The following is a 24,341-nucleotide window of genomic DNA, read 5'->3' on the forward strand; positions in this document are numbered from 1 at the left end:
CGCTAAGATAAAGAAGCGCTTAGATGCGCGCGATTTCAGCTTGTTGTTCACTCAAACGTGTATAAGCCGATTGCATTTCAGCCAGTTTTTCACGTTCTTTTGCAACCACTTCGGCAGGTGCTTTGCTGACAAAGCCTGCATTCGAGAGTTTGCCATCTAGGCGCGCAATTTCCTTATTCAGCTTGTCCAGTTCTTTGGCCAGACGTGCCAGTTCGGCTTCCTTGTCAATCAATCCTGCCATAGGCACTAGGATTTCCATGTTGCCCAGTAGACCAGTGGCGGCCATCGGTGCGTCAGCACCTGTGGCGAGAACTTGAATCTCTTCCAGTTTTGCCAGCTTGAGCAGCAGGGTGCGGGTTGTTTCTAAACGGCGTAGATCTTCCTGATCGGCATTGCGCAGTAAGATACGAATCGTTTTGCCTGGGCCGATATTCATTTCGCCGCGAATATTACGGATCGCCAGCATCACTCCTTTGAGCCATTCGATATCAGCATTGGCCGCAGGATCAATCAAGGATTCATCTGCTAAAGGATAGGCTTGCAGCATAATCGTATCACCCTGCTGTCCGGCCAGTGGCGCCACGCGTTGCCAGATCTCTTCGGTGATGTAAGGCATCAGCGGATGGGCAAGACGCAGAATGGTTTCCAGTACCTGTACCAGAGTGCGACGCGTACCGCGCAAACGTTCAGCGGGTGCGTTTTCATCCCAGAGTACAGGTTTCGACAGCTCCAGATACCAATCACAGTACTCGTTCCAGACAAACTCATAGAGTGCATTCGCTAAGAGATCGAAGCGATAGTCGGCAAAATGCTTGGCGATCTGTTGCTCTGTTTCCTGTAAGCGCGACAAAATCCAGCGATCAGGCAGCGTCAGCTCGACGGCTTCACCCTGGATACCGCAATCCTGATTTTCGGTATTCATCAAGACGTAACGTGCGGCATTCCAGAGTTTGTTGCAGAAGTTACGATAACCTTCCATGCGGTTCATATCGAATTTGATATCACGACCTGTAGAGGCGAGTGACAGGAAGGTGAAGCGCAAGGCATCGGTGCCGTAAGCTGAAATGCCCTCTGGGAAGTGTCGACGAGTTTGCTCTTCGATCTTTTTCGCTAATTGTGGCTGCATCATATTGCCGGTGCGTTTAGCCACGAGGGTTTCCAGCTCGATGCCATCGATCAGATCCAGTGGATCAAGAACATTGCCTTTAGATTTAGACATTTTTTGACCATCCTGATCACGAACCAAGCCATGAACATAAACAGTCTTAAACGGCACCTCACCGGTGAATTTAAGGGTGAACATGATCATGCGTGCCACCCAGAAGAAAATGATGTCAAAACCGGTGACCAAGACACTGCTTGGGTGGAAGGTTTTTAATTCAGGGGTCTGCTCCGGCCAACCCAGGGTGCCAAAGGTCCAGAGGGCAGAGGAAAACCAGGTGTCCAGAACATCGTTGTCTTGAGTCAGTGCGAGGTCGTGGCTGAGCTGGTATTTGCTGCGAGCTTCCGCTTCGGTACGCGCGACATAGACATTACCGCAATCGTCATACCAGGCCGGAATGCGATGGCCCCACCAGAGTTGACGAGAGATACACCAATCCTGCAGATCGCGCATCCAAGCAAAGTACATGTTTTCGTACTGCTTAGGCACAAACTGAATATCGCCTTGCTCAACTGCGGCAATGGCCGGTTTGGCCAGATCAGCCACGGCCACAAACCATTGATCGGTGAGTAGGGGTTCGATGACAGTACCGGAGCGATCCCCGTAAGGAACCTTAAGAGCGTGGTCATCGATTTTTTCGAGAAGACCCGCGGCCTCAAACTCGCTGATGATTAATTTACGTGCTTCAAAACGATCTAGGCTGTGGTACTGCTCAGGTAGGCGATCATCCAGATCTCCATTGGCAGTACCATCGCTGTTAAAGACCTCCGCCCGGCTCAAAACGGCACCATTATGGTCGAGGATGTTAAACATCGGGAGCTGATGGCGTTTGCCGACTTCATAGTCATTGAAGTCATGAGCGGGAGTGATCTTAACGCAGCCTGTACCGAATTCTGCGTCGACATAATCATCGGCGATAATGGGTATGCGACGGCCCACCAGGGGCAGGTCGATATATTGACCGACTAGATTTTGATAACGCTTGTCCTTTGGATTCACCGCCACCGCGCTGTCACCGAGCATGGTTTCTGGACGTGTTGTAGCGACTACGATGTAGTGCTTGCCTTCGGCGGTGAGCGCTCCATTCGCAAGTGGGTAGCGGAAGTGCCAGAGGTGTCCGCTCTGATCTTTGTTTTCGACTTCAAGATCGGAAATGGCGGTATGCAGTTTGCAGTCCCAGTTGACCAAGCGTTTACCACGGTAGATGAGTTTATCGTCATAGAGACGAACAAATACTTCCTGTACCGCCTTGTAGAAACCTTCGTCCATGGTAAAACGCTCACGGCTCCAATCGAGGGACGCGCCCATGCGGCGTAATTGACGCGTAATGGTACCGCCGGATTCTTCTTTCCACTCCCAAATACGTTCAATAAACGCATCCCGGCCTAGATCGTGACGTGATTTACCTTCTTCTGCCGCCAGTTTGCGCTCGACCAGCATCTGGGTTGCAATACCGGCATGGTCGGTACCGGCCTGCCACAGAGTGTTTTTGCCGAGCATACGCTGATGGCGAATCAGGCTGTCCATGATCGAATCTTGGAAGGCATGGCCCATGTGCAGACTGCCGGTGACATTCGGCGGTGGAATCATGATGCTGTAGGCATCACCCTGACCAGACGGAGCAAAGTAATTCTTTTGCTCCCACTTTTCGTACCAGGCGCGTTCGATTTCGTGTGGCTGATAGGTCTTATCCATGCTTCTCTCGATAAATGATCTGGGCGATAAAGGACAGGTCGCAGTCGTGGCTGCAGGCTGATTCGAAAACCTTGCATTATAGCGATTGCCGGCGCTGGGGTGTAGATTAGCGGTTGGCTCTTTTGCGATTACGCCTGGGGGAGTGAGCGCATGTCATGGCGCTCGAGAGAGAAACCGGCTTGACGGCATAATTGATAATTTTGACGTGACACCTCTAAGGCTAGTGCCTCTTGTCGCACTACTTCTGCAAGGCGGGGGAGTTGGAAGGCAAAGTCGGGCAGGTCATCGGCGGCATTGATTAACAGATCAATCGATTCCAGTTGTGAGTTGCTGAGGCGTGGATCATGGCTGATGAGAATGGGGGCTTGAGCCGACTCCTGCATTAGGCAATGCGGCAAAAAACTCTCGGCACGCCAAGACCATAGCCAACGATCATAAAATTCTGCCTGACTCTCGTTGCGCGTGTACAAAAGGACCTGTAAACCTTGATTGAAGGCTTTCTCGCACAGACGCGCGATGAAGACAGAGCGACTGTCTTCATCGGCATCGGCCAGTAGATAGAAATCAGCGCGGGCCATAGTGGGGGTGTGGCGCTCCTGAATAGCCGGTGATTTCGGGTTTAGTGGTAGTGATGGTGGTGAGGTGCACCTTCTTCCTCTTCAGCGGCATCCGTCGCTTCTTCAGCAAGATCGATCAGGTACTGGCAGAGTAAAGGTACGCAGCGGCCGGTTGCACCCTTGTCTTTGCCATTACTGTTCCAAGCCACCCCGGCGATATCTAGGTGAGCCCAGCGGAATTTTTTGGCAAAGCGTGAAAGGAAGCAAGCGGCGGTGATGGTGCCCGCTGAACGTCCACCGATATTGGCCATATCAGCAAAGTTAGAATCCAGAAGCTCTTGGTATTCATCCCAAAGTGGTAGGGGCCAGGCGCGGTCAGAGGCATAGTCACCGGCTTGCATCAAGGCATCGGCAAGCTCTTGGTCATTGGAAAGCAGGCCGCTGGCATGATGCCCTAAAGCGATGATGCAGGCGCCGGTCAGGGTGGCGACATCGATCACGCTGGCCGGATTAAAGCGTTCAGCATAGGTCAGGGCATCACACAGAACCAGGCGTCCTTCGGCATCGGTATTGAGAATTTCGACTGTCTGGCCGGAGAGAGTCGTGACTACATCACCGGGTTTTGTTGCCTGGCTGCCTGGCATGTTTTCGGCGGCTGCGACCAGCGCGACAAGATTGATGGGAAGGTGCATTTCAGCGGCGGCTTCAATCGCACCCAGTACGCTGGCGGCACCACACATGTCGAACTTCATCTCATCCATGCCTGCGCCAGGCTTTAAGCTGATGCCGCCGGTGTCAAAGGTAATCCCTTTACCAACCAAGACATGCGGTGCACTGTCATCATCGCCGCCGTTATATTCGATGACGATCAGTTTTGAAGGCTGCGCACTGCCACGACCTACGGATAAGAGGCTGTGCATGCCAAGCTTTTCCATCTTGTCTTCGTTTAAAACCTTGACCTTAAGGCTGTCAAACTCTTCAGCCAAAGCTTTGGCGCGATCCGCTAAATAGCTCGGAGTGCAGATATTACCTGGCAGGTTGCCCAGTTCGCGGGCGCTGCTGACACCGTTGGCAATCGCGACTCCATCGAGCAGTGCGCTTTCACCGAGTTCAGCGTCTTCCATGGGGAGGTGAATCGCAAATTGCTCCAGGGTGATGGGGTCTGCTTTTTTACTTTTTGTTGTGTCATATTGATAGAAGTCAGCAGATGTCCACTCCACTAATAGGCGCGTCTGGCGATAGAGATCAGGCAGCTCGCTGGCGCGTCCATCCAAGGCGACGACGACACGACTCAGATTGAGTTTGCTCAGGGTGGCATTAATGCCTTTAATCAGTTTGCGATAGTGGCGATCTTTGCGCTCATCTTCTTTGCCTAAGCCTGCCACCAGAAGACGTTTGGCTTGAATGCCTGGCAGTTTGTGTAGCAGCAGTAGCTCGCCTGCTTTACCGCTGAGATCCTGACTCTGGATCAGGTCGGTCAAGGCACCCGAGGTGGCCTGATCAATGCGTGCGGCGCTAGGCGTGAGTTGTCCGTCGGCCTCAAGACCCACAACGAGACAGTCGGTTTCCAGAGTTTCCGGGTTGTCGCTGAGAATTTCAAAAAACATGTAGGCTCCAAACAAGACATTCAAAGACGATTAAAGGATAATGCACTATAAACCATTTGCCCCGATTGAAACCACGTCGACGACCAGGATTCTGTCTTGATCATATTCCGCTATCTCTCCCGCGAAGTCTTGCAAAGCACTCTGGCGGTTACGGCTGTCTTGATGCTTATCATTACCAGTGCGCGCCTGATTAAATATCTCGCGGATGCCGCTGCAGGTAAGCTTGAGGCGGGCGCGGTGTTTCTGGTGTTGTTATACCGTATGCCCGGTTTTTTGGAGTTGTTGCTCCCGCTCGGCTTATTTTTAGGCATTTTGTTGGCCTATGGGCGCTTGTATCTCGACAGTGAAATGGTGGTGTTAAGTGCAACAGGTGTCAGTCAAAAGCGTTTACTCCTCTACACTCTAGGTCCGGCCAGTGTCGTCGCAGTCTGTGTGGCCGTTTTATCTTTATATCTCTCGCCCTATGGTTTGAGCCAGGCAGAGCGTGTCTTTGCGCAGCAGGAGTCGCGAAGTGAGTTGGATCTGTTAACACCAGGGCGTTTTCAGTCACAATCCTCGGGCCAGGTAACCTATGCTGAAGCGCTGGTTGATGATCGCTTGAAACAGGTATTTATCAGTCAGTTGGATAATCAAGGGCGGCCTATTTTGTTGATTGCGGAATCGGCGGAACGTCGCTTGTTGCCTGAGCAGAATCAGCGTTTTCTTGTCTTGCATCAGGGTTACCGTTTTGATGGACGCCCTGGCGATCTGAACTTCACGCGCATCGCCTATCAGGAATATGGCGTGCAGTTGCCTGAGCCTGAATTAAGCGCCGAGATTCGTGCTCTGGATGCACAATCGAGTGCCGCGCTGTGGCAAGCGACGGGTGCGCGTGAGCGTGCGGCCTTGCATTGGCGTTTTTCTTTACCGGTGTTAGCCCTAGTGGTCGCACTCTTAGCGGTGCCTTTAAGCCATACCAATCCCCGGCAGGGGCGTTTTGCGCGTTTGATCCCTGCAATTCTGGCGTACCTTTTATACGTAGGCTTGTTGACGAGTGTGCGTTCTGAGCTGGAGAAGGGGGCGCATCCAGCTGTACTTTGGGCCATCCATCTGGCCTTTTTGCTGATTGCGGCGAATCTTATCTGGTTGAGCCGTTTCTGGTCGAAGCTTGTGTCTAGGGGTGTCGCACGCCTAATGACCTGGTTGCCGAAAAAGAGGGCGGTATGATGTTGCGTCTTGATCTCTACATTATGCGGCATGTGCTCTTGGCCATCCTGTTGGTGTTACTGGTGATCCTGGGTTTGGATCTGCTGATGGCTTTTCTCGATCAGTTGAGCAATCTCAATGAGCATTACACTCTTGGTGGTGCGTTGCATTATGTGCTTTGGACGCTGCCACGACGCTTATACGAATTTATCCCCTTGAGTGCGCTTGTCGGGGCTATGATTGGTCTTGGGATGCTAGCCAGCCATAGCGAGTTAACGGTGATGCGTGCCAGTGGATTCTCAACCGCACGTATTGCCTGGGCGGTGTTTCAACCGGTGCTGATTTTGGCCGCTTTGGCGATGTTACTGGGGCAGTTTATTGCACCTGTGACAGAGCAGCGTGCGCAGAGTGTGCGTGCGATTGCGATGGCCGGTGGCGGTGCGCTCTTCTCACGCAGCGGTGTTTGGCACAAAGAAGGATCAACCTACATCCACATTAATGCGGTGGAGTCCGGCGAGAAAATTCATGGTGTTACGCGTTACGAGTTTTCACCTCAGATGGTGTTGCAACGTAGCAGTTATGCCCGCCAGGGTGAGTATCGAGAGGGAGCTTGGCACCTGAGCGGTGTTCAGGAGACACGTCTTTATGCACAAAATACCGAAACACAAGAGTTGAGTGCTGAAGTCTGGCCAAGCGGCTTGACCCCTGAGCTCTTGTCTGTTGTGGTGGTTGAGCCCACAGATCTGTCGATTTCAGGGCTTTGGTCTTATTCAGCCTATTTGCAACAGCAGGGCGTAAATGCGGATGTTTATCTCTTAGCTTTCTGGGCGAAGTTGTTGCAACCTCTCTCGATGTTGGCGCTGGTTCTAGTCGGTATTTCGTTTATCTTTGGCCCTTTGCGCAGTGTCTCTATTGGGCAGCGTGTCATCACCGGTGTGGTGTTGGGGTTAATATTCAAATTCGCCCAGGATCTGTTAGGGCCGGCCAGCAGTGTCTTTGGCTTCCCACCCTTTTTAGCGATTCTTCTGCCGATTATGCTCTGTGTACTCGGTGGTGGTTGGTTATTACGTAAGGCCGGTTGAGAGATGCCGTCTTGACCCCTATTTTTTATAAGGCGGCAACAGTACAACGCAGGTGTCTGACCACTTGTCATGCCAGGTCATGCGTTCATCACTAAAGAACATCCAGAGATAACCCAGACCGAACAGCGCGATAGACGGGATGGCGAGCATGAAGCGCAATAAAGACTGCGTCCAGTTCAGGCGATAACCATCTAGAGTTTGGACACGAATACGCCAGGCTTGCATGCCTAGCGTTTGGCCGTTACGTGTCCAGAAGAAGGCAAAAAACAGAAAGGTGACACAGAAAAGTAAGCTGTTGAACCAGGGGCCTTCCACCGCTTCTCCAGAATTCAGTCCTACCGCTACAAACCCTAGGATCATCCAGATCGCGAGCAGAATCATAAAGTCGTACAGCATCGCCATGAGGCGGCGGAAAAGTGGCGCGGTGCCGAGAATTTCGGGATTGTTGCGAAAAGGGCGTCTTGGGTAGGCTGACATGCGAAGGTCCTAAAACAAGGAATCAGGATGGCAACTGAAGCGGCCATCCTGAGAGGAGAGGATCAGTTTTTGACGTAACGGCTTTTGTACTCTTCAGCCAGAACTTTGGCAGTTTCGATTTCTGCTTCATCTAGCTTCATCAATAGACGCTGAGCGATGGGCTGTGCTGTTTTGTCTCCGAGCTCTGCTGCATTCTGTAACCAAGCATAGGCGATAATGTCGGGATTATGACTATCATCTGTACCGTGGTCCGTGGCGTAGAGAGTGCCGAGATAAAACAGAGAGTTGGTATAACCGCGTTCTGCGGCTTGTAGGTACCAGCGCTCAGCGGTCGCAAAATCCTGCTCAACACCGGTGCCGAAGTTGTAACTGCGGCCTAGATTATGCCAGGCTGAGATGTCGCCCTGTTCAGCCGCACGCTGATACCAGTTATAAGCTTCATCGCCGTTACGCTCGACGCCCATGCCAAACTCAAGCATTTCACCAATACGATTCTGCGCTTCGCTGTTCCCAGCTTCCGCCAGGGGTAAAATACGTGCGAACTCCTCTGCATAAGCTTTATTTCGAAGCGCACGTAGGCTGGTTACACTATCAAGGTGGCCTTGACGCGCGCCGAGGTCGTAGAGGCGGGCGGCTTCGGTTTCATCCACATCAACACCTAAACCCTGCTCATACATTTGTCCCAACAGGTTGCTGGCATCGGCATCCCCATCACGAACTAAGAGTTTGAGTGTCGTCAGAGCTTGGTTATAGTTTTCAGCCTCTAGGTCAGCGCGTGCACTGGCGAGACTGCTAGCGTAAACAGGTGAGAAGCACAGAGTGAGGGCAAGGCCTGCGGCAGCGAGGGCTAGTTTTTTCATGCATGGTTACCTTTAGTGTCCGATCCGGTTAAGTGAACAGATGCAGCACAAAAGGGCAGAGAAAAATGCGTTCAACTGCCCTGATTTAGTATTTTCTAATAATCTGGCTGTATTCTATCAAAAAAAATCTTGTCCGGCAGTGATGCGCGTGACCTGCTTTAATCTTTACGGCTTGGGCTGAGCAGTTCGATCAGATAACCGTCTGGGTCCTTAACAAAGGCTAGGATGCTCGCGCCATGTTTCATGGGGCCCGCTTCACGCACCACCTCACCGCCCTTTGCTTTAATTGCATCACAAGCGGTGTATACATCTTCTACTTCAATGGCAATGTGGCCATAACCCTTACCTAAATCATATTGATCTGTATCCCAGTTGTGGGTGAGTTCAAGTACCGTGTTCTCGGACTCTTGGCCATAACCGACAAATGCGAGTGTGAAGCGGCCTTCAGGATAGTCTTTCTTGCGTAACAAGGTCATGCCCAACACTTCGGTGTAAAAAGCCAAGGAGGCATCAAGGTTGCCAACGCGTAGCATGGTATGCAGTAATCGCATAAGAAAGCTCCTGTTTTTAAAGCTTGTTTTTAAAAGCCTATTGATAAAAATAGAGACAATGGCTGGAATCGATGCACTATGATAAACCTGCGAAACTGGCGCTGTCACTGAATCGCAGAAAGGGTCATTGCAAAGTGGTGTAATAACCCTAAAATGAATATGGCTTATGACCTCCGGGAGATGGATATGTTTCAGGATATGACAAAAATAATGAATGATTCTGTAGCACCTCTACGCGAACTGATTGATGTGCAGTCGCGTATGTTAGAAGAGCTGACGCGCCACCAGTTTGATTACACTTGCGCGTGTATTGATCTGGCGATGAAGCAGGGAGAAGAGTGGCAGAAGTGTAAAACACCAGTGGATCTGATCTCTCTGCAACATAACTATGCTCAGGCATTGGAAAAATCCTTACGGGGTGCCAATGAACAAAACTTGCGTGCCTTGCAAGAAGCTCGAGCCGCAATGGAACGGATTGCGCGTGGTGCACTCACCGGCTTAAAGCGCGATACCAACGAGGAATAATACAGCGGATGCTGCAACCAGAGATTAAAGTCGGCATTTTTTACGCCAGTACAACCGGTCACACCGAAGAGATTGCGCATAGAATTGCGCAATTCTTAGGGCGCTCGGCTTCCCTACACGATATAGCTCGTGAGGGTGTCGCGGCACTGCCTCAATATCGATATCTCATATTGGGAATACCGACTTGGGACTTTGGCCAGAAGCAAGAAAATTGGGCTGAACATTGGGCTGAGTTGGAAGTCATGGACTTTCACCAGGTCAAGGTGGTGCTCTTTGGTCTTGGAGATCAGATCGGGTATGGGGAGTGGTTTGTGGATGCACTCGCCGATCTGGCTGATTTGTTGCAAGTTCGTGGCGCTGAACTCTTAGTCCCCTGGTCAGTCGAAGGCTATAGCTTTGAGGCTTCGCGTGCCCTGACAGAAGATGGCCAGCACTTTGTTGGCTTGGCTCTGGATCAAGATTGTCAGGCGGCAGAAACTGATGAGCGCTTACATACTTGGTTGTCACGTGTGTGTCATGCTTTTCAAGCAGGCTAGAGTGTGACAGATTCATCAGTTATGTCTAATATGGTGTTTCGAGTATTAAAACGGGGTTAGGATTAAAGATTGACATGCTTATGTATGTAATCAATGTTTTATCTGCCCACTTAACAAAGGAACCTGTTATGAAAAAAATGGCAACAACTGTTCTAGCCGCCGCATTGGCGCTGGGTGCTCAGGCCGCGATGGCGGATGCGGAAAAATCGATCGAATACCGTCAATCTGTATTCAAAGTTGTGAAGTGGCATATGGACCCACTAGGGGGTATGGCGCGTGGTATGGTGGAGTATGATGCGGACAAGGCTCTGCACCATGCTCGCCAGTTGTCGGCGCTGAGTCATATGCCTTTAGAAGGTTTTGGTCCTGGCACTGAAGGTGGCGACTCTAAAGCAGAAATTTGGGCAAAATGGGATATGTTTGCCGGCGGTATGGAAAAATTCCAGGCGGATTCTGCGGCGCTGGTTGCTGCGGCAGAAGTGGGTACTCTGGAAGCCTTGCGTCCAGCGGTCGGTCAGTTGGGTCAAACTTGTAAAGGTTGTCACGACAGCTTCCGTGTGCCGCGTTAATTCACGGCCATGAAATCAGCAGGGGAGCTTAGTGCTCCCTTGTTTGTTTTTTGCACTTCACCTCCGCGCAAGAATTCAAAGCAGGGCATGAATCAGGTAGACTAGGCGCCTTTTCCCAAACCCTGAGTTTGTAAGTGCCAAGATGGAAATCAACCCGATTCTGAACAGCCTGAAAGATTTCAGTGAACGTACCGAAACGCTGCATCGCTACCTGGATTATGCTGCTAAGCGTGAGCGTCTAGAAGAGGTCGAGCGTGAGCTGGAAAATCCTGAAGTCTGGAATAACCCTGAGAATGCTCAGCAGCTGGGGCGTGAGCGCAACAGCTTGAGTACCATAGTGCAGACCCTGGATGAGTTGTCCAGTGGTATTCAGGATGCGCGTGATCTTCTGGATCTGGCGGTTGAAGAAGATGATGCCGACACCGTCACTGAGGTGGAATCAGAAGTTGTTGCCTTAGGAGATAAGTTGGCACAGCTGGAATTCCGTCGGATGTTTTCTGGGGAAGCGGATGCTAACAACGCTTTCGTAGATATTCAGGCAGGTTCGGGTGGAACCGAGGCTCAAGACTGGGCGAGCATGATGCTGCGCATGTATTTGCGCTGGGGTGAGGATAAGGGTTTTAAAACCGAGTTGATTGAAGTCTCCGATGGCGAGGTCGCAGGTATTAAGAGTGCTACGATTCGCTTTGAAGGCGAATATGCCTTTGGTTGGTTACGAACCGAAATAGGTGTGCATCGCTTAGTGCGTAAATCACCTTTTGATTCCGGTGGTCGTCGTCATACCTCCTTTGCGTCGGTGTTTGTTTCGCCTGAAATTGACGACAACATCGAGATCGAAATCAATCCAGCCGATTTGCGAGTAGATGTGTATCGTGCTTCAGGCGCGGGTGGACAGCACGTTAACCGTACGGAATCGGCGGTACGTATCACCCATGTGCCTTCCGGTATTGTGGTGCAAAGTCAGTCTGCACGCTCACAGCATCAAAACCGTGATGTCTGTATGAAGCAGTTGCGTTCTAAACTGTACGAGATGGAAATGCTCAAACGCAACGCCGCCGCACAAGAATTGGAAGATTCCAAAGCGGATATTGGATGGGGCAGTCAGATACGTTCGTATGTCCTCGATGATCAGCGCATTAAAGATTTACGCACTGGTGTGCAGACCTCCAACTGCGACCGTGTGTTAGATGGTGAGCTGGATCAATTTATTGTTGCCAGTTTGAAAGCCGGCCTCTGATTGCATTAATTCTACAGATTAGGATAGAACTTCATGTCTGAAGTGACTCAAACACAAGATGAAAACCGTTTGGTAGCCGAGCGTCGCGAAAAGCTGAGCGCCTTACGTCAAGCAGGGCAGGCCTTCCCCAATCAGTTCCGTCGCGATGCCTATGCTCAGGATTTACAGGCTGAGTACGGTGAAGCCACTAAAGAAGCGCTGGAAGCTGAGCCTAAAACAGTTGCTGTCGCCGGACGTGTAATGTTGAACCGTGGCGCGTTTATGGTGCTGCAGGATATGACAGGTCGTATCCAGCTGTATGTAAATAAAGAGGCGCGTGCCTTTGCCAAATCTGTGGATCTGGGCGACATTATCGGTGTACGTGGTCCTCTGCATAAATCAGGCAAAGGGGATCTGTATGTCGATATGGTTGAGTGCCAGCTGCTGACTAAGAGTCTGCGTCCTCTGCCGGATAAGCATAAGGGTCTGCAGGACACTGAGATGCGTTATCGCCAGCGTTATGTCGATCTGATTACCAATGAGCATTCACGTCGAGTGTTTGAGACGCGCTCTAAAATTGTTGCAGGGATTCGTCAATATCTAACTGAGCGTCGCTTTATCGAGGCGGAAACGCCTATGTTACATGCGATTCCAGGCGGAGCTTCCGCACGTCCATTTGTAACGCATCATAATGCGTTGGATCTGGATATGTATCTGCGTATTGCACCCGAGCTGTACTTGAAGCGTTTGGTGGTGGGTGGTTTTGAGCGTGTATTCGAGATCAACCGTAACTTCCGTAATGAAGGCTTATCTACTCGCCATAACCCTGAATTCACCATGATCGAGTTTTATCAGGCCTATGCCGATTATCATGATCTGATGGATCTGACCGAAGATATGCTGCGCACCTTGGCGCAAAATATCCTGGGTACCACGATGTTGGTTAACACGGTGCGTAACGAGCAGGGTGAAGTGCTGGAGGAGTTTAAATACGATCTGAGTCAGCCTTTCCGCCGCATCAGTGTGTTTGATTCTATTCTGCACTACAACCCAGAGATTAAAGCGGAGGCGCTGGTGGATCTGCACGCGGCGCGTCAGATCGCTGAGCGTTTGGACATCGCTTTGATGGACAACTGGGGCTTAGGTCGTATTCAGATGGAGATTTTCGATAAAACAGTCGAACATCACCTAGATCAGCCGACCTTTATTACAGAGTATCCTACTGAAGTGAGTCCTTTAGCACGTTTGAATGATCATAACCCGCATGTGACTGACCGTTTTGAATTCTTCGTCGGTGGGCGTGAATTAGCCAATGGTTTCTCCGAGTTGAACGATGCGGAAGATCAAGCGGAGCGTTTCCGTCGTCAGGTGGAAGAGAAGGATGCCGGTGATGATGAAGCGATGCATTATGATGCGGATTATGTCACCGCGTTGGAGTATGGCTTGCCTCCGACTGCAGGCGAGGGTATCGGGATTGATCGTTTGGTGATGCTGTTCACTGATTCGCCTTCGATCCGTGATGTGCTTCTCTTCCCGGCGATGCGTCCTCGCGGTTAAATCGCTATGCCCTTGGAAAGAGCACCACAATGGCAAGGCTTGTTGGAGGAAGAGTTCCAAAAGCCTTATATGCAGAAGCTGAAAACCTTTCTGCGTGAGCAGAAGGATCAGCGTAAGGTGATCTTTCCGCCCTCATCTCAGTGGTTTCATGCCTTAGAATCCACCCCTTTGGATCAGGTACGTGTGGTGATTCTGGGGCAAGATCCCTACCATCAGCCGGGCCAAGCGCATGGTCTCTGCTTTTCGGTTCTGCCAGGGGTGCGTATTCCACCTTCGCTACAGAACATCTATAAAGAGTTGCAGAGTGATCTGGGCTGTCAACCGGTCGGGCATGGCTACCTAGAAAGTTGGGCCAAGCAGGGCGTACTTTTGTTAAACGCGGTGTTGACGGTGGAGCAGAGTCAAGCCAATGCGCATCAGGGGCAGGGATGGGAGATCTTCACTGACCGCATCATTGAGTTAGTGAATGAGCGCGCAGAGCCTTGTGTATTTATGCTCTGGGGGAGTTATGCGCAGAAAAAAGCGGGGATGATTAATACCGCACGTCATCATGTGTTGAAGGCACCTCATCCCTCCCCACTTTCGGCACATCGTGGCTTTTTAGGCTGTCGCCATTTCAGTCAAGCGAATGCCTGGTTGCAGGCGCAAGGTCGTACCCCAATTGATTGGCAGTTGCCTACCCATCCAAATTGAGACTTAAATCCAAAGTGAGCTTCGTTTCTCTTCGGATTCACAGCCTGCTCTGGTGAGCGGCACACTGCTCTGATTAGCGCTTGCTTTCAAACAGCTTAGGGTCTAATTCATAGGGTAAGCTGAGTAACCTCAGTTTCTCGCCTGAGCTCAAATACAGATCTTCTTGCTCGGCACGCTCTTTGAGGGCCACGACAAGGAGCTCTACTTCTTCAGGTTGTGTCTGAGCTGCTAGGACAACCTGACCGACGTTGTCTTTCTCTGCCGCACGCAATAGCTCTCCGGCTTCAGGAGTACGCTTGCAAGAGACGGCCATGTGGAACATCGGACGTTTTAACTGCCCGCGATGTTGTAAACGTGTCACGATCTCCTGTCCGGTATAACAGCCTTTTTGGAAGCTGACGCCCTCAAGTGCCTGAAGGTTAGTCATCTGTGGAATGAAAGCTTCGCAGGTCGCGGGACGCAGATCAGGAATGCCGGCACGGATATCGGCCAGCAACCAATCATTACTGGATAGCATCTGTCCCTCTGTGAGCAGGGTTGTGAGCAGAGGTTGTAAGCTGTTGAAGCTGCCCCAGAGTTCGTAGCGCTCAGTTTCAAGGCAGGTCAGTGCCCAGTTTTCCCCGTGTCGACTGGCGTGCGCTTGGCTTGGCCAATCATTCAGTGTCGGGAAGTGGGTCTGCAGCAGCGCTTTAACTCCAGGCCCACTCAGGCCCATTCCACAGGTTTCTGGGCTGAGATCCTCAAGCTTAGCTTTGGAAAAAATGATGTATTTAGCCAATCGTGCTTGGGCGTCGGCGGCCATCTCGCTCTGTGTTCGCAGCCAATAACGCCCCTCTTCCAGTTTAAAGACCCGAAATAAGCTGGCCATATGGCCTTTAATATTGCAGTGTGCACCCAGTAGGCTCAGATTCTGATCCAGTTGTCGCAGATCACAGGTCAGTTGACCTTGTAAGAATTTCTGGGCATCGCTGCCGACAACCTGGATCAGTTGCTGCGACAGCAAAGGCGTCCAGCAAAGCTCTGTATGCGTGAGGGTGGGGGCTGCGATCCAGCCTTGTGCCGAGAGGCTGCCTAGGCTTGGGTTTTGCGCCAGAAAATCTGTCCAGAAATGTGACATAACAAGCATCCTTTGAAGCAAACGAACAGACTCAAGAAATTAAACTGAATTCTCTTGTGCATAGTGTGCCAGAGTTTCTCCCATCCGGACCGGACTCCCAGCCTGCAGCTGAGTCGACCAGTTGAGCGCATTCTGACCAAACAGTAGGATGACTGTTGAACCCAGTTTAAAGCGGCCCATTTCATCACCCTTATTCAGGCTAATGCTAGGGTTAAGGCTGCGGCTAAGAATACGTGGCTGTTTCAGCACTGGAGCAACTTGACCTTCCCATACGGTTTCAATGCCTGCAACGATCATGGCACCGACGAGTACCATAGCCATGGGCCCAATTTCTGTATCAAAAATGGCCACTAGGCGCTCATTGCGCGCAAAAAGGTTGTCGACACCCTCGGCTGTGGTTTGGTTAACGGAATATAAATCACCCGGAATATATAGGGTTTCACGCAACACGCCGGCGATCGGCATATGTACACGATGATAGTCGCGAGGTGAAAGATAAATGGTGGCAAACTCACCCTGGATAAAGGGGGCTGCACGATCTAAATCACCACCGAGTAGCGTTGTTAGACTGTAACTGCGTCCCTTGGCTTGAAAAATACGCCCATGATCAATTTTACCCAGCTGACTGATCGCGCCGTCTGCGGGAGAGACGAGGTGTTCGGGATCTTCAGCGATAGGGCGTAATTCGGGCTTGAGTGCACGTGTAAAAAAAGCATTAAAGCTGGGGTAGGCTAAAGGATTTTCTTCGATCGCCTCCGTCATGTTGATCGCATAACGCTTATGAAACCAGCGGATAAATTGATTCTTGATCCAAGGGGTTTCAGAGTTGGCTAGGGCGCCAACGCAACGCGAGATCAGATGCTGAGGTAAGCAATGCTGGAGCAGAATAAATAAAAACGCTTTCACAACTTAGTCCTGATTAAGAGTCTTAAGAGCCTGGCTGGCCTGGCTACAGAGTGAACGGAAGTGTTCGGCAAAAAAAGGATCCTCAAGGCACAGGTCTGCCCCCATATCGGCATAGACGATGGCCAAAGGCATGTTCTTGGTAAATAAGGATAGTAACAAGGCACCACTGGGTGGCTCCAGTGCTAGAAAGCTTGCGGGTAATAAAGGCGCAAGTTTTTCTCTTTGTTCTGACGTGAGCCAAACAAAGCTCGGTTTCTCAACCATGCGTTTAAACAGACTGGGAATCTCCAGATCGAGGCTGAAGTTATCCATTGGATGCTGATCAAACCCCTGTTGGAAAACAGTTTTTAATTTGCGGCCTGGCTGGATTTGCAACAAAGCCAAACGCTTTAATCCCAACCCTTGATGTAAGCCCTTTAATAGCTCACGCATCAACGATGCACTGGTTAGGGTTTGACGACTGGCTTTTTGTAAGTTGAGGAGTGTGCGTTGGTAGAAGTCTTCATCCCGAAACCCTTTGTTCGCGGTTGCGATCTGCGAGGGTGTCGGTGCTGGTTCAGTCTGTAGGTGAGCGACAGGCTGAACCTCTGGTACGTCTGGGCCTAGTTTGGCTATTTCGGCGGCGCTAAGTAAACCGGGTGTGAATTCCATCTTGGCTGGAATGAACAGAAGTTCAGCAGCCGGGGTGAGTACGCCTGGCAGGGGATAGAGGCGTGATGAGAGGGCGCAGTGTTGATGCAGTTGTGCCAGAGTTTGGTCTTTGGATTGATTGAGATAATCACTGATGATGTCAAAGAGGCGCTGGGCTTTCGGACTCTGCCAGCCACGCGTCGCGGTTAAGGCCAGCCAATTGGCCAGTTTGACGGGAAAAGCGCGTGTTTGAGCAAAATGACTGACCTCCCGCAGTTTGGCTTCCGTTAATCTGGGATCGCCTAGGGCTTTTAAATGCAGCAGTTGTAACATGCGTGCCGATGGCGAAGTGTCATGATCCAGGGCCTGTTGGATTAATTCGGGGAGCTGCCAGGCTTTGGCAAGCTCTAGCCCCAGAGCCTGTAGGGTGCAACCAAACACTTCGTGCTCGGCCAGGGCGACATCCTGCTTCTGCTGATAGACGCGTTCTTGATAGGCATGCTTATGGCGTGGCGCATAAAACCAAACCATCCAGTGCACAAAACCATAAAGAAGAGCGGCTAGGCGTAATTCTTCGGCGCCATTCATCTTCTTTTGCTCCGCCCAGCTCCAGGCTTGGGTGCTGGCATGATGGCTGTCTGCCGTGGCACGGTAAAACATTTTGTGTGCCACTTGATGAATGTTGATCTTAAGCACAGGCATCTCTTTGATCAGTGCTTGGATACGCTCAAACCCGAGGGTTTGAATCGCATGGCTCACTCCCGAAACCTGTGAGTCCTTACTCTGATGCAGTGCTTGGGCTGCGCGGGTCAGATGTAAACATAAGACAGGATCCTGCTGAGCAACCGGGATGAGGCTGAGTAGGTTGCTGTTTGGATTCTGTAAAAGCTTAAGCAGGCGCTGGCGCGTACTGGCACGTATCGGCAAGGTCTTGTCGACAAGGAAGTTCAACCAAGCATCTAAGCCATAGAGAGTCGGAGCTGGAGAGGCTGCTTGAGGAGGAGTCATGCTGTGCATACCGCTTGGATTAGGGTGCCATATTTAAGGAGTTAAGGATCTGGCGATAACTGTTAAATCGTTGCTCACTGATCTCGCCATTCTCCAGAGCTTGGAGGAAGGCGCAGCCTGGCTCTTGTTCATGACGGCAATCACGGAAACGACAATGCCCTAGCAGAGGCTGAAACTCGCGAAAACCCTGCAAAACATCTTCTGCGGGAATGTGCCAGAGCGCAAATTCACGAATGCCTGGTGAGTCGATTAAATCGCCACCCTCGGGGAAGTGAAAGAGTCGTGCTGTGGTGGTGGTGTGGCGACCTTTGCCGCTCTGTTCAGAGAGCGCGCCGACCCGTAGATCTACGCCGGGCAAAAGCGCATTAATCAGCGAGGATTTGCCGACACCTGATTGGCCAACAAAGACACTGATGCGATCTTGTAAGGCGGCTTTGAGTTCAATTAAGCCCTCTGTGGAAGAGGTTGAGGCTTCCAGAATTCGATAGCCAATCTGTTGATAGATCTCGAGCATTGGCTCCAGCCAAGCACGATTTTCGTCATTCAGAAGATCGATTTTATTCAGCAGTAGTACCGGCTCAATTTCGCTTAGCTCCGAGGCAACGAGATAACGATCGATGAGGTTTGCATGCGCTCTAGGTTCCGGCGCAAAGGTAATCACAATCTGATCGATGTTTGCAGCCACCGGTTTCAACTCGCCATGATTGTTAGGACGCTGCAATTGACTGTGGCGCGCTTCGGTTGCAACGACCACTCCCCCATCGGGAGAGGGGCGCCAGATCACACGATCACCGGTCACCAGTTGCCCCAAATGGGTACGCATATGACAGCGGATAATCTGCCCCTGCTGCTCACCAGCCAGGGCCTCTACATCAACCTGTCGGCCAAAGTGGGAAATGATCAGTCCGTGCTGCTCTGGGCCGAGCTCACCCCCTAAAAGCTGTTGTTCAATGTTGGCATCCAGCTTGCCCGCACGGGCGCTGCGTTCGTTTTGGATTTTTTGGATGCGCCAAGCTTGGCGTCGGGTGACTTTGCGTTTTGACATTCTCAGCCTGTGAGGTGGTTTTTCTGCGGCCAGCAGATGCGCAGGCCCAAGCGCTTAAGGTATTCTAAATGGAGTTAATTATACAGAGTTATGACAGGAGCGCGCGGCATGTCACGTCAGAATCGTTTACTTTGGATAGATCTCGAAATGACCGGGTTAAATCCCGAGCAGGATCGGATCATAGAGATGGCGGTGATCGTGACCGACGATGATCTGAATCTGGTGGCTGAGAGTCCAGTAATAACCGTTCATCAGCCAGATACCCTGCTGGCGCAGATGGATGAGTGGTGTACACGTCAGCATGGGCAGTCGGGTTTAACACAGCGTGTGCGCGACTCTAAGGTTTCCGAAACTCAAGCTGAGCAGATGATGTTAGCTTTTGTACGCGAGCATGTGGATAAGGGGGCATCACCTATGTGTGGTAATAGCATAGGTCAGGATCGTCGTTTCTTGGTGCGCTATATGCCCGAGCTGGAAGCCTATTTTCACTACCGAAATCTAGATGTGAGCACATTAAAAGAGCTGGCTAAACGCTGGAAGCCAAGCATCATGGACGGTTTAAAGAAAAAAGGTTCACATCTGGCTTTGGATGATATTCGTGATTCTATTGAGGAGTTACGTTATTACCGTCGTCATTTCCTGCGTCTCTAACCTTGTTGCTGAGTTGATCCAGCGCCCAGTGAATATGTTCACGCACCAGTTCGGAACAGGTGTCTAAGCGTTTTCTGAGCGCTTCTACAACCTGCTGGCCGCCGCGGCTGTTGCCGAGCGCAACCGCAAGATTGCGTTGCCAACCCTGGTAGCCGGTGCGGCGAATGGCAGAGCCCTCGGTATGTTTGAGGAAGGTCGGTTCATCCCACTCCCATAACGTCAGAAGATCAATGTCATCGAGTTGATGGCGTGGATGAAAGTCAGATTCAGAACTGTGCTGTGCAAAGCGATTCCACGGACAGACCAGTTGGCAGTCATCGCAGCCAAAGATACGATTGCCCATTTTGGCACGTAGCGGTTCAGGGATGCTGCCAGGATGCTCAATAGTGAGATAAGAGATGCAGCGGCGTGCATCCAGTACATAGGGCTCAGGGAAAGCTTGAGTAGGGCAGATATCTAAACAGGCTCGGCACTGACCACAGTGGCCGCGTGTCTGTGGCGGATCGATGGGTAGGGGAAGATCAATAAATAGCTCCGCCAAGAAAAACCAAGATCCGGCCTGGCGATTGAGTAGTAGTGTATGTTTGCCGATCCAGCCCAGTCCTGCATTGCGAGCGATTGGGCGTTCTAGTACCGGTGCGCTGTCGACAAAAGGACGAAAGGAGATGGGGAGGCCTTCTTGCGCAATACGTTCAGCTAATTGACGCAAACGCTGGCGCAAGAGTTTGTGATAATCGCGTCCGAGTGTATAACGAGCGATATAGGCTTTACTCGGTTGTTGTAACAGGCTGAGGGTTTCAATGCCTGGGGTGAGGTAGTCCATCCGCAGGCTGAGGATGCGTTGTGTGCCTGGATGCAATTGTTCAGGATGCAATCTAAGCTCATGGTTCTGCTCAAACCAGCGCATCTCACCATGCATACCTTGCTCCACCCAGCGTGTGAGCGCAGGGCCTTCTGCTGCGACCTGAGTGTGGGTGATGGCGCACTGCTGAAAACCCAACTCCTGTGCCCAGGTTTTGATTTTTTGCGCCAGATCAAACAAGTATTCAGGTGAGAGGTCAGACATGGAAAAATCTGTTTGCCCTTGCCAGTTAAGTGTCAAAATAAAAAATGAACCTATGAGGTGTAGGTCGAGCTTGCTTGCCCTTAGCACACCCAGATCGCGCAGAAAATTGATTGAGTATGCGCTCAAGGAGTTAAAGTATGGCCGTCAATCGACAGCTTTTACCCACCGCATTATACACCGCTGAGGCTTGTCGTGCCTTGGATCGTGCCGCCATCGAACGTTTCCAGATTCCGGGCTTTCGTTTGATGCAGCGTGCGGGTCACGCCGTATTTTCGGAAATTTGCCAGCGCTGGCCAGAGGCTAGAAGCTTGACGCTACTCTGTGGGCGCGGCAACAACGGGGGGGATGGTCTGATTGTCGCTGGATTGGCCCTGCAGCAGGGTTGGCAGGTGCAGGTCGTAACCTTGTTAGAAACCTTTGAGTATGCGGATTCACTGCAAGGTGAGGCGTTGGAAGCTTGGCGTTGGGCCAGTTCTGTGGGGGTCGTGGCGCAGACTTGGCATAGTGGATGTGAGTTCAGCGGTGAGTTGATTGTGGATGCGCTCCTGGGGATAGGGCTAACGGGCGAGGTGCAAGGCACGGCACGAGAGGCCATACAGCGCATGAACGCCGTTTCGCGCCCAGTGATTGCTGTGGATATTCCATCGGGTCTGTGTGCCGATACGGGAGGCGTGTTAGGGGTTGCAGTAAAAGCCAGTTTGACACTCACCTTTATCGGTCTAAAACCCGGGTTGTTGATGCATCAGGGTGTTGATCATGTCGGGCAGCTGCTATTTGATGCTTTGCATCTACCTGATGAACTCTATGAAGATATTCCAGTCAGTGCTTTTCGCACCGACATGGAAGATTTAGCGCACACGCTTTTGCCGCGAGCGGCTTCAGCACACAAAGGAAATTTTGGCCATCTGCTGGTTGTGGGTGGCGATTATGGTTTGGGCGGTGCAGCGCTCTTGGCTGCAGAGGCTGCGTGTCGAAGTGGTGCCGGATTAGTCTCTCTAGCCACACGTCCGGAGCATGTGTGGGCATCCTTAGCGCGTCGGCCTGAAGTCATGGCGCGTGCGGTAAGTTCGGGGCAGGATCTAGAACCTCTGCTCGCCTTACCGAGTGTGCTGCTTATAGGGCCCGGTTTGGGACGAGGGGCTTGGGCTGATCAGATGATGCAAAAAGCGCTGACCTTCCAAAAGTCTATGTTGTTTGATGCCGATGCGCTGAGACGTTTGCCGGAGAGGGAGGTTTTTGCCTCTTCTCGGCGCTGGGTGATGACCCCGCATCCAGGCGAAGCGGCTGAGTTGCTGGGGATGAGTGTGGAAGCGGTGCAGGCGGATCGTTTTGCCGCGGTGCGTGAGTTGCAAAGACGCTTTGGTGGCGTGGTGGTGTTGAAGGGCGCGGGCAGCCTGACCTTTGATGGGGATGCGATGCATTTATGTTCTGCCGGGAATCCTGGAATGGCTGTGGGCGGCATGGGCGATGTACTTTCCGGTATCATTGCGGCGCTGATGGCACAGGGGTGTAAACCCATTGATGCCGCACGGTTGGGGGTATTTGCACATGCTGCGGCCGGGGATCTCTGTGCGCTGGATGCGGGGCAGAGAGGTTTGCTGCCGAGCGATCTCATCGCTAAAATTCGTGAACTTTTAAATGCAGGGCTATCATGATCGATACGTCAATTGAGCAGTATATTGCCGCGGATACCGAAGCGACCGAAGCGTTTGGACGTCTGTTGGCGGAGTCGGCATCCGCCGGTGCATTCATCTTCCTGCACGGTGACTTGGGAATGGGTAAAACCACGCTCTGTCGTGGCGTACTGCAAGCTCTGGGGCATAAGGGAGCGGTGAAAAGTCCGACCTATACCCTGGTTGAGCCTTATGAGTTGGCGACACAGCAAGTGTATCACTTTGATCTTTATCGCTTGGGGGATCCGGAAGAGCTGGAGTTTTTGGGGATTCGCGACTATCTGGGTGCCGAGGCGCTATGTTTGATTGAGTGGCCGGAAAAGGGTCGAGGTTGGCTGCCAACGGCAGATTTGGAAATTACTTTGTCCCCGTATGCTGAGGGACGTTTGATAAAATGGTCAAAAAACACTCAAAAAGGGTGTATGATTGCCGATAGAATCAGCAATAAATTGAACGGGTAAGCGCAGAAAGTGAATGTAAAGATTCGATATCTGTTAGGGTGCATAAGTCTGGCGGTGAGTCTGCTTTTGCTCGCCTTGCCGGCCTGGGCGGATATAGTCGGTGCGCGCACTTGGCTAGCGCCGGATAATACACGTTTGGTGTTCGATCTGAGTGGGCCGGTAAAGCATAAATTGTTTACCCTGCCTAATCCGGATCGTATTGTGCTGGATATCGAAAAAGCCTCATTGAAAACGACGCTAAATGGTTTGCAGGTCGACAATAGCCCGATTCAAGGGATTCGTCACAGTAATAATAATGGAACCCTGCGAGTGGTTCTGGATCTGCGTGATCCCCTGACTCCAAGTAGTTTTACGCTCCCACCGAATGATCAATATGGCCATCGCTTAGTGGTGGATCTGCCGACTCCGCAACGCCTTGCGACACCACCGGCACAAGCTCAAGCCCAGGCCTCGATGCCCAGTGATGAACGTCCGGCTAATGCTGCCAATGCTCAGGCAGCGAACTCAAGTGGTAGTAGCACGCCGGTCGTTGCATCTGCTTCAGCCCCTACGCAAACACCAGCGCCGGCAAAAAATAATGCGGCACCCGCGGGTTTGCGTGACATTATTATCGCGATCGATCCGGGTCATGGGGGGGAGGATCCCGGTGCTATCGGACCAACTAAAACACGTGAGAAAGATATTGTTCTTGCTATCGGGCGCGAGTTAAAGCGGATTATCGATGCAGAGCAGGGCTATCGTGCAGTGATGATCCGTGATGGTGATTACTTCATCAGCCTGCGTGATCGAACCGCTAAGGCGCGTCGTGCAAATGCGGATCTCTTTGTCTCCATTCATGCTGACGGTTGGACCAGTCCGAGTGCCCGTGGCGCTTCGGTTTGGGTGTTGTCTGAGCGTGGTGCCAGTAGTGAGATGGGTCGTTGGCTCGCCAGTCGCGAGAATCAATCTGATCTGATCGGGGGAGTGGGCAGCGTCAGCCTAGAAGATAAAGATGCGGTCTTGGCCAGTGTGCTCTTGGATATGTCGATGACTGCCAGCCGTACGGGCAGTCGTGATGTGGCCAGTGTAATCCATAAGAACATTGGTCAGTTTGCGCGGATGCACAAGCCAGATGTTGAGATGGCCGCATTTCAGGTATTGCGCTCTCCAGATATGCCTTCGATCTTAGTCGAAACCGGTTTTATTACCAATCCCCAAGAGGAAGCTCAGCTAAAAAGTAGGGATTATCAGGTGAAAATGGCGCAAGCGATTCACCGTGGAATTACCAGTTACTTTTGGCAACGGCCACCGGATAAAACTTGGGTGGCCTGGCGCAAATCTCAAGGTCAGGTGTTAGCGGGCGTGGACCGTACGCATCGTGTACAACCAGGGGATACTCTCTCTATTATTGCAGTACGTAACGGTGTGAGTGTTGCGGCGCTGCGTCAAGCTAATCGGCTCAACGGTGATCAGATACGTGTCGGGCAGGTCCTGCGTATTCCAGCCAGTTGATCGCCTGTGACGGAATGCCTC

At 51.6% G+C, this 24,341-nt stretch carries 23 protein-coding genes; 12 read left to right on the top strand and 11 right to left on the bottom strand.

Features of this window, described 5'->3' with window-relative positions; translation table 11 throughout:
• Positions 1–19: 19 nt before the first annotated feature.
• The 3 genes from E1H14_RS07850 to E1H14_RS07860 form a co-directional block, all read right to left on the bottom strand.
• The gene (locus E1H14_RS07850) at positions 20–2,857 is read right to left on the bottom strand and encodes a valine--tRNA ligase (RefSeq protein WP_149390901.1); all 2,838 of its coding nucleotides are present in this window, start codon (positions 2,855–2,857) and stop codon (positions 20–22) included.
• 128 nt (positions 2,858–2,985) lie between these two features.
• On the bottom strand, positions 2,986–3,435 hold the full coding sequence (locus tag E1H14_RS07855; protein ID WP_149390902.1) for a DNA polymerase III subunit chi: 450 nt from the start codon (positions 3,433–3,435) through the stop codon (positions 2,986–2,988).
• 41 nt (positions 3,436–3,476) lie between these two features.
• A complete protein-coding gene (locus E1H14_RS07860) occupies positions 3,477–5,021 on the bottom strand; it encodes a leucyl aminopeptidase (protein WP_149390903.1) in 1,545 nt (514 codons plus the stop codon).
• A gap of 96 nt (positions 5,022–5,117) precedes the next feature.
• Here E1H14_RS07860 and lptF point away from each other — a divergent pair, with 96 nt between their 5' ends.
• Both lptF and lptG read left to right on the top strand, forming a co-directional pair.
• On the top strand, positions 5,118–6,227 hold the full coding sequence (gene lptF / locus E1H14_RS07865; protein WP_149390904.1) for an LPS export ABC transporter permease LptF: 1,110 nt from the start codon (positions 5,118–5,120) through the stop codon (positions 6,225–6,227).
• A complete protein-coding gene (gene lptG, locus E1H14_RS07870) occupies positions 6,224–7,288 on the top strand; it encodes an LPS export ABC transporter permease LptG (RefSeq protein WP_235017421.1) in 1,065 nt (354 codons plus the stop codon). Before lptF ends, lptG begins: the two co-directional genes overlap by 4 nt.
• A gap of 18 nt (positions 7,289–7,306) precedes the next feature.
• On the opposite strand, the gene E1H14_RS07875 is transcribed toward lptG, so the two are convergent.
• The 3 genes from E1H14_RS07875 to gloA form a co-directional block, all read right to left on the bottom strand.
• Positions 7,307–7,765, bottom strand: a complete 459-nt coding sequence (locus E1H14_RS07875) for an RDD family protein (RefSeq protein ID WP_149390905.1) — start codon at positions 7,763–7,765, stop codon at positions 7,307–7,309.
• 62 nt (positions 7,766–7,827) lie between these two features.
• Positions 7,828–8,625, bottom strand: a complete 798-nt coding sequence (locus tag E1H14_RS07880; protein ID WP_149390906.1) for a tetratricopeptide repeat protein — start codon at positions 8,623–8,625, stop codon at positions 7,828–7,830.
• 158 nt (positions 8,626–8,783) lie between these two features.
• Positions 8,784–9,176 (bottom strand): lactoylglutathione lyase, encoded by a 393-nt coding sequence (gloA, locus tag E1H14_RS07885; protein ID WP_149390907.1) that lies wholly within the window; start codon positions 9,174–9,176, stop codon positions 8,784–8,786.
• A 198-nt stretch (positions 9,177–9,374) separates the two neighbouring features.
• On the opposite strand from gloA, the gene E1H14_RS07890 reads away from it, so the two are divergent.
• The 6 genes from E1H14_RS07890 (at position 9,375) to ung (ending at position 14,272) form a co-directional block, all read left to right on the top strand.
• Positions 9,375–9,701 (top strand): phasin family protein, encoded by a 327-nt coding sequence (locus E1H14_RS07890; RefSeq protein ID WP_268814362.1) that lies wholly within the window; start codon positions 9,375–9,377, stop codon positions 9,699–9,701.
• A gap of 8 nt (positions 9,702–9,709) precedes the next feature.
• On the top strand, positions 9,710–10,237 hold the full coding sequence (locus E1H14_RS07895; protein ID WP_149390909.1) for a flavodoxin: 528 nt from the start codon (positions 9,710–9,712) through the stop codon (positions 10,235–10,237).
• Positions 10,238–10,365: 128 nt separating this feature from the next.
• Positions 10,366–10,806: a c-type cytochrome gene (locus E1H14_RS07900; protein WP_160142044.1), complete on the top strand. Its 441-nt coding sequence runs from the start codon at positions 10,366–10,368 to the stop codon at positions 10,804–10,806.
• 142 nt (positions 10,807–10,948) lie between these two features.
• Positions 10,949–12,043 (top strand): peptide chain release factor 2, encoded by a 1,095-nt coding sequence (gene prfB, locus E1H14_RS07905; RefSeq protein WP_149390911.1) that lies wholly within the window; start codon positions 10,949–10,951, stop codon positions 12,041–12,043.
• A 33-nt stretch (positions 12,044–12,076) separates the two neighbouring features.
• Positions 12,077–13,579, top strand: a complete 1,503-nt coding sequence (gene lysS, locus E1H14_RS07910) for a lysine--tRNA ligase (RefSeq protein ID WP_149390912.1) — start codon at positions 12,077–12,079, stop codon at positions 13,577–13,579.
• Between the two features lie 6 nt (positions 13,580–13,585).
• Positions 13,586–14,272, top strand: coding sequence for a uracil-DNA glycosylase (gene ung, locus E1H14_RS07915; RefSeq protein ID WP_149390913.1), 687 nt, complete (start codon positions 13,586–13,588; stop codon positions 14,270–14,272).
• Positions 14,273–14,345: 73 nt separating this feature from the next.
• Here ung and ygfZ read toward each other — a convergent pair whose 3' ends face one another.
• From ygfZ to rsgA, 4 genes are read right to left on the bottom strand one after another with little or no spacing between them, the layout of a single operon-like run.
• Positions 14,346–15,389, bottom strand: coding sequence for a CAF17-like 4Fe-4S cluster assembly/insertion protein YgfZ (gene ygfZ, locus E1H14_RS07920; RefSeq protein ID WP_160142045.1), 1,044 nt, complete (start codon positions 15,387–15,389; stop codon positions 14,346–14,348).
• A gap of 39 nt (positions 15,390–15,428) precedes the next feature.
• Positions 15,429–16,295, bottom strand: coding sequence for an archaetidylserine decarboxylase (gene asd / locus E1H14_RS07925; protein WP_149390915.1), 867 nt, complete (start codon positions 16,293–16,295; stop codon positions 15,429–15,431).
• 3 nt (positions 16,296–16,298) lie between these two features.
• Positions 16,299–17,933: an HDOD domain-containing protein gene (locus tag E1H14_RS07930; RefSeq protein ID WP_160142046.1), complete on the bottom strand. Its 1,635-nt coding sequence runs from the start codon at positions 17,931–17,933 to the stop codon at positions 16,299–16,301.
• 19 nt (positions 17,934–17,952) lie between these two features.
• On the bottom strand, positions 17,953–18,978 hold the full coding sequence (gene rsgA / locus E1H14_RS07935) for a small ribosomal subunit biogenesis GTPase RsgA (protein WP_149390917.1): 1,026 nt from the start codon (positions 18,976–18,978) through the stop codon (positions 17,953–17,955).
• A gap of 108 nt (positions 18,979–19,086) precedes the next feature.
• Here rsgA and orn point away from each other — a divergent pair, with 108 nt between their 5' ends.
• On the top strand, positions 19,087–19,629 hold the full coding sequence (orn, locus tag E1H14_RS07940; protein ID WP_149390918.1) for an oligoribonuclease: 543 nt from the start codon (positions 19,087–19,089) through the stop codon (positions 19,627–19,629).
• Here orn and queG read toward each other — a convergent pair.
• Positions 19,583–20,695: a tRNA epoxyqueuosine(34) reductase QueG gene (gene queG, locus E1H14_RS07945; RefSeq protein ID WP_149390919.1), complete on the bottom strand. Its 1,113-nt coding sequence runs from the start codon at positions 20,693–20,695 to the stop codon at positions 19,583–19,585. The genes orn and queG overlap by 47 nt on opposite strands.
• A gap of 137 nt (positions 20,696–20,832) precedes the next feature.
• On the opposite strand from queG, the gene E1H14_RS07950 reads away from it, so the two are divergent.
• From E1H14_RS07950 to E1H14_RS07960, 3 genes are read left to right on the top strand one after another with little or no spacing between them, the layout of a single operon-like run.
• Positions 20,833–22,350, top strand: a complete 1,518-nt coding sequence (locus E1H14_RS07950) for an NAD(P)H-hydrate dehydratase (RefSeq protein ID WP_149390920.1) — start codon at positions 20,833–20,835, stop codon at positions 22,348–22,350.
• Complete coding sequence (tsaE, locus tag E1H14_RS07955; protein WP_149390921.1) at positions 22,347–22,829, top strand: tRNA (adenosine(37)-N6)-threonylcarbamoyltransferase complex ATPase subunit type 1 TsaE; 483 nt, start codon at positions 22,347–22,349, stop codon at positions 22,827–22,829. Before E1H14_RS07950 ends, tsaE begins: the two co-directional genes overlap by 4 nt.
• Positions 22,830–22,883: 54 nt before the next feature.
• Positions 22,884–24,320: an N-acetylmuramoyl-L-alanine amidase gene (locus E1H14_RS07960; protein WP_327436777.1), complete on the top strand. Its 1,437-nt coding sequence runs from the start codon at positions 22,884–22,886 to the stop codon at positions 24,318–24,320.
• Positions 24,321–24,341 lie beyond the last annotated feature (21 nt).

Origin of the sequence: Nitrincola tapanii, from assembly GCF_008368715.1 — a bacterium.
Taxonomy (GTDB): Bacteria; Pseudomonadota; Gammaproteobacteria; order Pseudomonadales; family Balneatricaceae; genus Nitrincola; species Nitrincola tapanii.